General features: G+C 74.5%; 9 protein-coding genes. 6 read left to right on the plus strand and 3 right to left on the minus strand.

From position 1 onward, the window contains the following. The first annotated feature begins 1 nt into the window (after nt 1). Genes eccD through LPU61_RS07560 form a run of 3 tightly spaced genes read left to right on the plus strand, consistent with a single transcriptional unit; the run spans nt 2 to nt 3,097 of the window. Nucleotides 2-1,408: a type VII secretion integral membrane protein EccD gene (eccD, locus tag LPU61_RS07550; protein ID WP_229404534.1), complete on the plus strand. Its 1,407-nt coding sequence runs from the start codon at nt 2-4 to the stop codon at nt 1,406-1,408. 8 nt (nt 1,409-1,416) lie between these two features. Continuing rightward, nucleotides 1,417-2,805, plus strand: coding sequence for a type VII secretion protein EccB (gene eccB, locus LPU61_RS07555; RefSeq protein ID WP_229404535.1), 1,389 nt, complete (start codon nt 1,417-1,419; stop codon nt 2,803-2,805). Beyond that, a complete protein-coding gene (locus tag LPU61_RS07560; protein ID WP_229404536.1) occupies nt 2,795-3,097 on the plus strand; it encodes a YbaB/EbfC family nucleoid-associated protein in 303 nt (100 codons plus the stop codon). Before eccB ends, LPU61_RS07560 begins: the two co-directional genes overlap by 11 nt. A gap of 17 nt (nt 3,098-3,114) precedes the next feature. On the opposite strand, the gene LPU61_RS07565 is transcribed toward LPU61_RS07560, so the two are convergent. Both LPU61_RS07565 and LPU61_RS07570 read right to left on the minus strand, forming a co-directional pair. Further along, on the minus strand, nt 3,115-5,202 hold the full coding sequence (locus tag LPU61_RS07565; RefSeq protein WP_043963051.1) for a UvrD-helicase domain-containing protein: 2,088 nt from the start codon (nt 5,200-5,202) through the stop codon (nt 3,115-3,117). Nucleotides 5,203-5,526: 324 nt separating this feature from the next. After that, entirely contained in the window at nt 5,527-6,876 is a 1,350-nt protein-coding gene (locus LPU61_RS07570; RefSeq protein WP_043963052.1) for a PHB depolymerase family esterase, read from the minus strand. A 303-nt stretch (nt 6,877-7,179) separates the two neighbouring features. On the opposite strand from LPU61_RS07570, the gene LPU61_RS07575 reads away from it, so the two are divergent. Both LPU61_RS07575 and LPU61_RS07580 read left to right on the plus strand, forming a co-directional pair. Further along, entirely contained in the window at nt 7,180-8,151 is a 972-nt protein-coding gene (locus LPU61_RS07575; RefSeq protein WP_043963054.1) for a PaaX family transcriptional regulator C-terminal domain-containing protein, read from the plus strand. Between the two features lie 152 nt (nt 8,152-8,303). Then, on the plus strand, nt 8,304-8,753 hold the full coding sequence (locus tag LPU61_RS07580) for an iron chaperone (RefSeq protein WP_043963055.1): 450 nt from the start codon (nt 8,304-8,306) through the stop codon (nt 8,751-8,753). Here LPU61_RS07580 and LPU61_RS07585 read toward each other — a convergent pair. Next, on the minus strand, nt 8,734-9,594 hold the full coding sequence (locus LPU61_RS07585) for an endonuclease/exonuclease/phosphatase family protein (protein WP_199486020.1): 861 nt from the start codon (nt 9,592-9,594) through the stop codon (nt 8,734-8,736). The two genes, LPU61_RS07580 and LPU61_RS07585, sit on opposite strands and share 20 nt — an antisense overlap. Nucleotides 9,595-9,985: 391 nt before the next feature. On the opposite strand from LPU61_RS07585, the gene LPU61_RS07590 reads away from it, so the two are divergent. Beyond that, a partial coding sequence (locus LPU61_RS07590) for an endo-1,4-beta-xylanase (RefSeq protein WP_229404537.1) occupies nt 9,986-11,043 on the plus strand: 1,058 nt, incomplete at its 3' end.

The following is an 11,043-nucleotide window of genomic DNA, read 5'->3' on the forward strand; positions in this document are numbered from 1 at the left end:
CGTGAGCAGCACACTGGACAACGACCTCTGCCGGATCACCGTGACCGGCCCCCGGCGGAAGGTGGACCTGGCCGTGCCGTCGGGCACCCCGGTCGCGACGCTGCTGCCGATCCTGCTGCGACACACGGCGACGGCGGGCCCACCCACCGGCGCGGCCGGCGCGGCCGGGTGGGTGTTGCAGCGGGTCGGCGAGGCCCCGTTCGACCTGGCCGGCACGCCGGAGAGCCTCGACTGGCTGGAGGGCGAGGAAGTCGTGCTGCGCCCGGCCGAGGACCCGCTGCCGGAACTGGACTTCGACGACCTGGCCGACGGCATCGCCACCAGCGTCAACCGCCGCGCGGACCGCTGGCAGCCGCACCACCGCCGCCGGCTCTTCCTCGCGCTCGCCGCCGTGGCGCTCGGCCTGCTCGGGTACGCGTCGGCGGCGCGCGGGCCGCTGCCGACCCAGGTGGCCGGCACCGCCGTGCTGGCCGTCGCCTGTGGCGCCGCCGCGTTGCGGATCGCCCGGCGGATGGCCGACTCGGCGCTGTCGCTGGTGTTCGCCGTGGCGTCCGCGGCCTTCGCGGCCCTGGCCGCCGCCGCGGCCGTCGACGGCGCGCCGGAGCGGATCGCGGTCACGGCGGAGGCCGGCAGCGCCGCCGCGGTGGCCGCCACCGCCGTGGCCGTGCTGTTGATCGTCGCCCAGCGTACGGTCGCCCCGGCGCTGCCGCTCGCGCCGTTCCTCGTGGTGATCGTCGCCGCGCTGGTCGTGGTCTGCGTGATCTCGCTGCACGCCACGATGGGCATGAGCGCCGAGCGGGCCGCGGCGGTGGCGGCCACGGCGGTGGTCGTCGCCGTGGTGCTGGCACCCAGGGCGGCGATCCGGATGTCCGGGCTGCGGGGGCCGCAGCTGCCCAAGACGGGCGCCGACATGACCGTCGACATCGAGCCCGCGCCGTCGGACGAGGTCCGGGACCGCACCTACCTGGCCGACACCTACCTGACCGTGACGATGGTCGTCGCGGCGCTGCTGCTGCCGGTGCTCTTCCTGTTCGTCATGGCGACGCCGGGCTGGGTCGGCTGGACCCTCGTGACGGTCCTGGCCAGCGCGGTCCTGCTGCGGGCCCGGACGTTCACGGGCCTGTGGCAGCGGGTGGCGCTGGTGGCCGCCGGAGGATCCGGACTCCTGCTGGTGGTCACGACGTTCGCCGCCCGGGCCACGCCGGGGGCACGGCTGGGCCTGCTCGTCGCCCTGGCCTGCCTCGTCGTGGCGCTGGTGCTCGCGGCGATCCGGCCGTGGCCGCGCCGGATGCTCCCGATCTGGGAGTACCTGGCGACGTTCTTCGACGTCACGACCGGGCTGGCGGTGCTTCCGCTGCTGACGCACGTCCTGGGCGGGTACGCCTGGGCCCGGGGCCTGTTCGGTTAGGGGCGGGGATGCAGACCCAGCGGGACCACGTCCACGCGTACCAGTTCATGATGGACCGGCTCAGCTGCGCCCTCGTGCTCGGCGACCCCGGCACGGCGGTGTTCCCGGCCCGGCGGGCCCTGACCGGTCTCGGCTTCGGCATCCTGGTCGCGGTGCTCGTCGCGGCCGGGTTCGGCGTCTACGGCTGGATCGTCCCGGGCGGCAGCGCGGCCTTCCGGGAGAAGGGCGCGATCCTCGTCGAGAAGGAGTCCGGCACGCGGTACGTCTATCTCGACGGGGTGCTGCACCCCACCCCGAACCTGGCGTCGGCGATGCTGCTGCAGGGCGGCCAGGCGAAGGTCAAGTTGATCTCCCGCAACTCGCTGCGGGACGTCCCGCGCGGCCCGGCCCTGGGGATCGCGGACGCCCCGCAGCTCGTGCCGTCGCCGGCCGAGCTGACCACCGGTCCGTGGCTGGCCTGCCTGCCCGGCTCTGTCGTCGACACCCCCGGCGAGTCCCTCGGCGTCAACCTCGACCCACGCGCCGTCGCCGAGCCGCTGCCCGCCGGGCGGTTCCTGCTGGTGCGGGGGCCGGACGGGGCGCGGTTCCTGATCCACGCCGGCGTGAAGCACCGGGTGCTCGACGACGCGGTCCCGGTCGCGCTCGGCGCCCTCGACGCCCGCCCGGTCCGGGCGCCGCAGCGGTGGCTCGACTGGCTCCCGGACGGCCCGGCGCTGCGGGCGGCCACCATCGCGGGGGCCGGCGCGGCGGGCCCGCAGGTCGGCGGGCGCAGCCGCCCGATCGGCACCCTGTACCGGCAGGAGCTGGCCTCCGGCGAGCGGCGCTACTTCGTGCTGCGCGCCGACGGCCTCGCCCCGGTGAACCGCACCGAGGCCCTGTTCCTGGAGGCGGGGCCGGCCGGGGCCGCGATCGAGCTGGACACCGCCGCGCTGGCCGGGGCGCCCAGGTCGGCGGACCGTTCGCTGCTGTCCCGCCTGCCCGACCTGTCGGCGGCCGGGTGGCAGGACCCGGGCGGCCGGGTGCTGTGCCTGCGGCAGCAGCCCACCTCGGCCAGCACGTACGCCAGCACCGTCGTCCTGGCCCCGCGCGAGGAGGCCGCGGTCGACGCCCGGGGGCGGGGCTTCGTGCACGCGGGACCCGCCTCCGGCATGCTCGTCGTCGCCGTCCCGGGCGACGGGACGGGCCCCGCGCCCGGGATGTCGCTGATCTCCGACGGCGGCGTCGCGTTCCCGCTCGCCGACGCGCAGGCGGTGGCGGCGCTCCAACTCGGCGGGCGACCGCCCGTCCCCTTTCCCCGCCAGCTGCTGGCGGTGCTGCCGCAGGGCCCCCGGCTGAGCCGGGCCGCGGCGGCGGAACAGATCACCCGGCAACCCGCAGGAGGCGAGCGTGCAAGCTGAGGTCAGGGCCGTGCTGGACCGCGCCGAGCGGCTGCGGCAGCGGATGGCCAGCGTCCAGGAGGAGCTGGACCGCACGTCGGTGACGGGCCGGGCCGGCGGGGGACTGGTGACGGTGACCCTGTCCGGGCTGGGCGAGCTGCGGCAGGTGCACGTCGACCCGGCGGTGTTCGCCGAGGGCGACGCCCGGCGGTTGGAGGAGCTGTTCGTGGCGGCCGTGCGGGACGGGGCGGAGTCGGTCCGCCGCCTAGCCTCGGCCAGGATGGGGCCGATCGAGTTCATGTCCGTCTTCTGAGCGCCGGACGGGCCGGGTCATCCTGCCTGCGGCCCGCCGCCGGTGAGGTTCTCCGGCAGCGGCCTGGTGTGCAGGACGACCAGCTCCGCGACGGCCCGGGTGAGGGCGACGTAGAGGCGGTTCATCCCGCGGGGCTCGGCGGCGACGATGTCGGCCGGCTCCACCAGCACCACGCGGTCGTACTCCAGGCCCTTGACCTGGCTGACCGGCACGGCGCCCAGGGCGGCGGCCAGGTGGTCGGGGGCGATGACGGTGCCCGTCTCGCGGGCGACGGCCTCGGCCAGGTCGTCGACCTGTCGGATCTCCAGGCTGCCGCCGGGCCGGAAGGACCGGGTGGGCGGGATCCCCGGCGCGAGGGCACGGGCGGCGAAGTCGGCGATGACCTGCGGCACCCGGTAGCCGGTGGGCAGGTCGAGGGTCCTGGCCTCGCGCTTGCCCAGCCGCCGCACCAGCTCCGGCCAGGAGTCGGCGGCCAGCGGGTGGGTGGCCTGGCCGAGGTCGCCCACGATGGTCATCGAGGCGTGCGCGGCGCGGCGGGCGATCATCCGGCACTCCATCGGCGACAGGTCCTGCGCCTCGTCGAGGATGACGTGCAGGTAGGCGTCGCCGACGGGTTCCTCGGTCTCGGCCACCGGCAACGGCTCGGCCAGCACCGGCACGTAGCCCTCCTCGCCGTACGGGTCGAAGCCGTCGACCCAGCTCACCACCTGGTGGCCCTCGCGCAGGACGATCGCGGCGGCCCACCGCTGCGCCGCCCAGTAGCCGTTGTGGTCGATGGACTGGCCGGACGACGCCATCGGCGTGGCCAGGCCGGGCGCGAAGAGCTGCCAGCCGTCGTTGAGGCTCCAGCTCAGCACGAAGGTCTCCGCGAGGCGGGCGCCGCTGCGCAGCTCACGGAGCTGCCACTCCGGCTTGGCCCGGGTCGGCTCCGGCGGCCTGCCCAGGATCTCGGCCAGCTCGTCGAGCAGCGGGACGTCGTCGACCGACCACTGCCCGTCCTGCGCGGGCAGGACGTCCTGCGGGGTCAGCGGCGGCCACCACGCGTTCAGGAAGGCCTCCGGCGCCTCCCTGCCGTCCAGCAGTTCGGCGAGCACCCGCGCGGCCTCGGCCCGCGCGCCGTTGACCGTGACGCCCCTGGCCTCGCACCTGCGCCGGATCTCGACGCGGGCCTTCGCCAGGTCGTCGGCGGTGAGGCCGCGCAGGTGGTCCGGCGCGTGGGGCGGGGTGTCCCAGGCCAGGTCGGCCAGCACCCGGACCATCGTCAGGTCGCCCTTGGACCGGGCCACGGCGGCGGGGTCCCGCCGGGTGGCGACGACGCCGTCGAACAGCTCACCGATCGCGCGCAGGTGGACGCTGTCCTCGCCGAGCCCGGGAAGCACCTTGCCGATGTACTCCGTGAACACCGTCGACGGGCCGACCACCAGCACCCGCCCGTCGGTGAACCTGCCCCGGTCGGTGTAGAGCAGGTAGGCCGCGCGGTGCAGGGCCACCTGCGTCTTGCCGGTGCCCGGGCCGCCGGTGATCAGCGTGACGCCGTGCGCGGGCGCGCGGATCGCCTCGTCCTGCTCGCGTTGGATCGTGGCGACGATGTCGCGCATGTGTTCGCCGCGCGCCCGGGTCAGCGACGTGAGCAGGGCTCCCTCGCCGACCACGCCGTCGACGTCCCGCGTGGTGAGGACCTCGTCGTCGAGGCCGACGACCCGGTCACCCGCGCAGGTGATGACGCGGCGGCGTGCCACCCCGAGCGGCTCGCCCGGGGTGGCGCGGTAGAACGGCGCGGCGGCGGGCGCGCGCCAGTCCACCACGAGCGGCTCCCGGTCCTCGTCGCGTACGCCGAGCCGGCCGATGCGGTAGGTGTAGCCGTCGTCGAAGTCCAGCCGGCCGAAGACGATGCCCTCCTCCTGGCCGTCGAGCTCGGCGAGCCTGGCGGCGGCGCCCAGGACCATGGCGTCCCGCTCGACCAGGCCGGTGACCGGCCCGGAGCCGGCGCGGCGGTGTCCCTCCGCGCTCAGCTGCCTCGTCTGCTCGCGCATGACCTCCAGGCGCGCGTACACCCGGTCGACCACCTGCTGCTCGACGGCGATCTGGTGTGCTGCTTCCGACACGGTGCCCCCCCGATTCCTGCGTGCGTCGCTCCGCGCGGCCCTGGCCGGGCGCCTCGGCGTGCGCGTGTCGGGTCGACAGGCGCGCGGCGGCTGCGGCCCGCGCGCCTCACGGGGCGCGCGGCCGGCGCGGACGTGTCGACACTATGCGTCGGCCGGGGACAGAAGATCGGCATCCCGGACGATTCGGGCGGCTTGACCGACCCATATGATGGAGATGGCACAGGGGGCGGGCGCGGCCCGCCGGTTCGTTCGCGCGGCGGTGGTGACACCCGCCGGTGCTCCGGGGAGACATGCCGGGGCACGCCTCCCCGGAGCGCGGCCTTGTCAGGCGACCGTGCAGGACGCGCCGTTGAGGGCGAACGAGGTCGGCTTGGCGGCGTTGCCGCCGTGGGTGACCTGGAAGCCGATGTCGATCGATCCGTTGGCGGGGATGGCCGCGTTGTAGGCGAGGTTCCTGGCCGTCACCTGCCCCGTGGTGGGGGAGTAGGTGGCGTTCCAGCCGGAGGTGATGGTCTGCCCGGCGGGCAGACCGAACACCAGGGACCAGCCGTTGACGGCACTGGCGCCGGTGTTGGTGATGGTGAGGTTCGCGGTCAGCCCCGTGTTCCAGGCGTTGACGGCGACGGTCACGCGACAGGCTCCGGAAGCCGGCGGCGTGGTGGGGGGCAGGGTCGGGCTGGGGGTCGTGGTGGGGGTGGGCGTCACGGTGGGGCTGGGGGTGGTGGTCGGGCTCGGCGTGCTGGTCAGGCCGAAGAACGCGATGGCGGCCGCGGCCATGCCGCCGGAGGGCAGGCTGTGCCCGGCGCCCTGGATGCTGTACGCCTCGACCTGGACGGTGCCGCTGCCGTCGGCGTAGCGGCGGCGGTTCCAGCCGGCCTGCGGGGTGTCGCTGGACGTGGGGGTCTGGCTGAGGCCGAACACGTTCGTCCACTGCTCGATCGACTCCTGGAGCAGGCTGTACGGCACGAGCGTGTCGGCGGTGCCGTGCCACACCTGCACGCGCGGGCGCGGGCCGGAGTAGCCGGGGTACGCCTGCTGGCGGACCGCGTCGCCCCACTGCTGCGGGGTCCGGTTCATGCTGCCGCCCGTGCACTGGCTGCTGCCGGGCGGGTAGTCCGCCGCGCCGGCGAAGCAGTTGTAGGGCACCCCCATGAACGCCGCGCCGGCCTTGAACACCTCGGGGTAGACGGCCAGCATGTGGTTGGTCATCATGCCGCCGGACGAGCTGCCGGTGGCGTAGACCCGCTCGGGGTCCGCGCCGTACTGCTGCTGCGCGTAGCGGACCATCGACACGAGCGACACCGGGTCGCTGCCGCCGTCGTGGCGCTTGGCGGCGTCCGACCAGGTGTCGAAGCAGTTGCCGAAGCCGGCCTGCTGGGTCGCGGTCGGGTAGATCACGATGAACCCGTACCGGTCGGCGAGGGAAGCGAACTCGCTGCCGGAATAGAAGGCGGGGCCCGAGCCGCCGCAGCCGTGCATGGCGATCACCGTCGCCGGGTGGGCCGGGCGGTTGTCCGGCACGTAGACGTGCATGCGCATCCGGCCCGGGTTGTTGCCGAAGCTGGTCACCTCGACCAGCGACGCCGCGTACGCGGGCTGGAACGTCGGCGCCACCAGGCCGGCCGCCACCAGGGTCGTGGCCAGGCCGAGCAGCAGTTTCCTTCTGATTCTCACGGGGACGACTCCTTCGGTCACCTGTGCGGGTGTGCGGGCTGGGTCGGGCCACGCGCGTCCCGGTCGGGGTTGCCCGGCCCCGTGGGATGCGTGTCGCCCACTGCGTGTGCTCGCCCGCCCGGCTCCGTAGGGCATCGCGTAGCAGTTAGTGTTCCCCCGGGGCACACAAGTGTCAATCGATGTAGCTCGATCATTGCGGATCGTCGACCCGGCCGCCCCGGTGGGCCCCCACGGCGAGCCGGCCCGCCGGGAGATCCGTCTACAGTCGTGGGTTGTCCCCGAGACTTCGAGCCCGGAGCGCCTGTGGCAAGCCCGTTCAGCATCGAGGAGATCTATCCGGACGACGGGCGCCCGCTGCGGCTGCCCCGGAGGCAGGCCGGCAACTCACCCCAGGGGGTCGCGGTGACCCTCCTGGCGGACTACACCCTGCGGGCCCGGGCCGCGCTCCCGTCCGCCGCGATCGTCGCGCTGCTCGCCGAGGCCGGGGTGTCCACGGCCGGCGCGCGGACCGCGATCAGCCGGCTGGCCCGCCGGGGCGTGCTGGAGGGCAGCCGCCAGGGCCGGCGCAGCGCCTACCGGCTCAGCCGCCTCGCCGCCGCGAACCTGGCCGCCGGAGGGAACTGGATCGTGGCCTCCACCACCACGGCGGTGCCGTGGGACGGGCGCTGGACGATCGTGGCCTTCTCGCTGCCGCAGGAGCGCAGCGCACAGCGGCGGGCCCTGCGCGGCCAGCTCCGCTGGCTCGGCTACGCGCCGCTGTACGACGGGTTGTGGATCTCGCCGCACGACCTGACGCCCAAGGCGCGGGCGCACCTCGCCGAGCTCACCCCCGGTGCCGTCACGGTGTTCCGTGGTCGGCAGGCCGCGCTCGACGCGATCGGCCACCGGGCTCCCGTCGACGCCTGGGACATCGACGTGATCAGCCGGCACTACCAGGCGTTCCTGCGGCGGTGGACCCCGCTGCTGCCCCGGGTGAGGTCCGGACGGATCGACGGCGCGGCGGCGGTGCGGGCGCGCACCGAGGTCATGGACACCTACCGGCGCTTTCCCGTCCTCGATCCGCAGTTGCCCCTGGAACTGCTGCCGCAGGGGTGGCCCAGGCAGCGGGCCCGGGAGTTGTTCGCGGCGGTCTACGACGGCCTCGCCGCACCCGCCGAGCGGCACGTCCGAGCGGTCGTCGCGCGGTTCGCCGACGGCGCGCAGCCCGGCATCGCCGCCCACACCACCGCCGACCTCCTCGCCGGCGAATGCGGCGCCGCTCCGCCCGCGCCGTGACCTCCCCGCCGTCGCGGGGACGCGCGGCGAAGGCGTCCGCCCACCCGGCGGAGGAGATCAGGAATCGAGAAGCACGGCCACGCCGCCGGGCCTAGCCTTTTGCCAGGTAGCCGGCACTCCGCCCGGCCCGCAACGGCGCAAGGGAGCCCCGCATGTCCGCCACGGAGTCCACGACCACGTCCGACGGCTTCACCCCCGAGGAGCGTGCCGCGATGAAGGAGCGCGCCGCCGAGCTGCGCGCCGAGGGCAGGAAGGGCGCCAAGAAGGCCGACGGGATCCAGGCGGTCCTCGACCGGATCGCGCAGATGGCGCCGGAGGACCGCGCGCTCGCCGAGCGCGTGCACGTGGCGGTGACCGCCGCCGCCCCGCAGCTGTCACCCAAGACCTGGTACGGGATGCCCGCCTACGCCAACGCGGACGGCAAGATCGTCGTCTTCTTCCAGGACTCGGGCAAGTTCAACTACCGCTACTCGACCCTCGGCTTCCAGGACGCGGCCAACCTCGACGACGGGGACCTGTGGCCGGTGGCGTACGCGCTGCGGGCGTGGAGCCCCGCCGTCGAGCGGAAGGTCGTCGAGCTGGTCACGGCCGCGGTCTCCTGACCGGGGGCGGCCGGCCGTGCTCGATCGTGAGCGTGGCCAGCAGTCCCGGGTGGTCGGTGGCGGCGCGCATGTCCACCGACCGGCCGGCGGCGACGGTGACGCCCGCCGTGGCCACGATCTGCTGCACGGAGCCGTCGTCGACCCGGGGACGCTCCGGCGGCACGCACGACCGCAGGTCGGGTGAGCCGCCGGAGCGGAGGTTGAGGTCGCCGCCCAGCACGGTCGGCGCGTACCCGGCGCGGCCGAGGACCGCCGGCACGACCGCGTCGAACAGGTGGCCGCACTGGGCGAGCGCCGTGCGGGCGCTGAACGCCGCGAGGTGGGTGGTGCAGGCGTTGACGACGCCGGGGACGTGGACGCAGAGCCAGGCCCGCAGCTCCGGGTCCGCGAGGTCCTGCACCGGGTAGATCCCGCTGTGCACCGTGTGTCCCCGGTGCGGCACGGGCAGCCGGACCAGCAGGCCGATGCCGTACGGCTGGCCGTCGCGGCACCGGGTGACGCCGCCGCTCGGGCGGTCGTCGGCGGCCCTGAACTCCGCCACCACCGTGCCGCCGTGGTGGACCCGCGCGAACGCCCGCCCGAGTTCGGGCACGTCGCCCTGGCAGACCTCGTTCAGGGACACCAGCTGCGGTGCCTCGGCGCGGATCACCTCGGCGGCCCGGGGCACCGCCCGGCCGGTGTAGCAGCCGGCCCGGCCGCTGTTGCAGAGGTTCAGCTGGAGCACCGTGAGCGTCGTGGACGTGACGGGGGACGCCGGCGCGGCGGCGGGCAGCGCGGCGGCGACGACCAGGAGCCCGGCCGCCAGGGCCCGGCGGAGGACGCGGCGCCGACGACCGACCACCGCCGGATCCTACTGTGCGGCGGCCGGCGGCGTCGGCGTGGCGGCCGGCGGCCCGCACCCGGCGCGGGCAGTTCGGCTGCCCCCGAGCGGCGGCTCGAACTGGCGCGATTCGGCAGGACTTGACGAACGACCTTGTTATCGTTCACAGTCGATGCCGAGGATAACCAGCGTCGATGGTCCACCGGGCGGGCCTGCTGGTCGAACCTCGGGATCGCGACTTCCCGACAGGGCATGCGGGCGTCGTGTCAGCACCCCCACAGCGCCGCCGGCGACGGCGGGACGGGCCTCGTGCGGCAACAGTGACCCTCCAGGATCATCCGCCCGGATCTCCTCTGCGAAGCGAATCCGGGCGCACCACCACCGCTGCAATCCACCCGGAGAAGGAATCGACATGAGACGCAAGAGAGTCCTCCTGACGACGGTGACCCTCGCGGTCACCGGCGCACTCACCGCCGGCGTGCTGGTGACGATGGCCCCCGCCGCCAGCGCCGGCACGACCCTGCGGGCCGCCGCGGCCGAGAAGGGCCGCTACTTCGGCGCCGCGGTCGCGACGGGCAAGCTCTCCAACAGCACGTACACGACGATTCTCAACCGCGAGTTCAACAGCGTCGTGGCCGAGAACGAGATGAAGTGGGACGCCACCGAGCCGCAGCAGGGGGTGTTCAACTACAGCGGCGGTGACCGCCTCGTCAGCCACGCCCGGGCCAACGGGATGAGCGTGCGGGGCCACGCCCTGCTCTGGCACCAGCAGGAGCCGGGCTGGGCGCAGGGCATGTCCGGCAGCGCCCTGCGCAGCGCGATGATCAACCACGTCACCCAGGTCGCCACCCACTTCAAGGGGCAGATCTACGCCTGGGACGTGGTGAACGAGGCGTTCGCCGACGGTGGCAGCGGCGGCCGGCGTGACTCCAACCTGCAGCGCACCGGCAACGACTGGATCGAGGCGGCGTTCCGCGCCGCGCGGGCCGCTGACCCCGGCGCGAAGCTCTGCTACAACGACTACAACACCGACGGGGTCAACGCGAAGTCGACCGGCATCTACAACATGGTGCGCGACTTCAAGTCCCGGGGCGTGCCGATCGACTGCGTCGGCTTCCAGTCCCACCTGGGCACCACCCTGGCCAGCGACTACCAGGCCAACCTCCAGCGCTTCGCCGACCTCGGCGTCGACGTGCAGATCACCGAGCTGGACGTCATGACCGGCGGCAACCAGGCCAACATCTTCGGCGCGGTGACCCGGGCCTGCATGAACGTGTCGCGCTGCACTGGCATCACGGTGTGGGGCGTGCGGGACTGCGACTCGTGGCGCGGGTCCGACAACGCCCTGCTGTTCGACTGCAACGGCAACAAGAAGCCGGCGTACGACTCCGTCCTCAACGCCCTCAACGCGGGCACCGGCATCCCCAACCCGACGACCACCCCGCCGAACCCCACCACCACCCCGCCGAA

The organism is Micromonospora sp. NBRC 110038 (assembly GCF_020884815.1).
Taxonomy (GTDB): domain Bacteria; phylum Actinomycetota; class Actinomycetes; order Mycobacteriales; family Micromonosporaceae; genus Micromonospora; species Micromonospora haikouensis.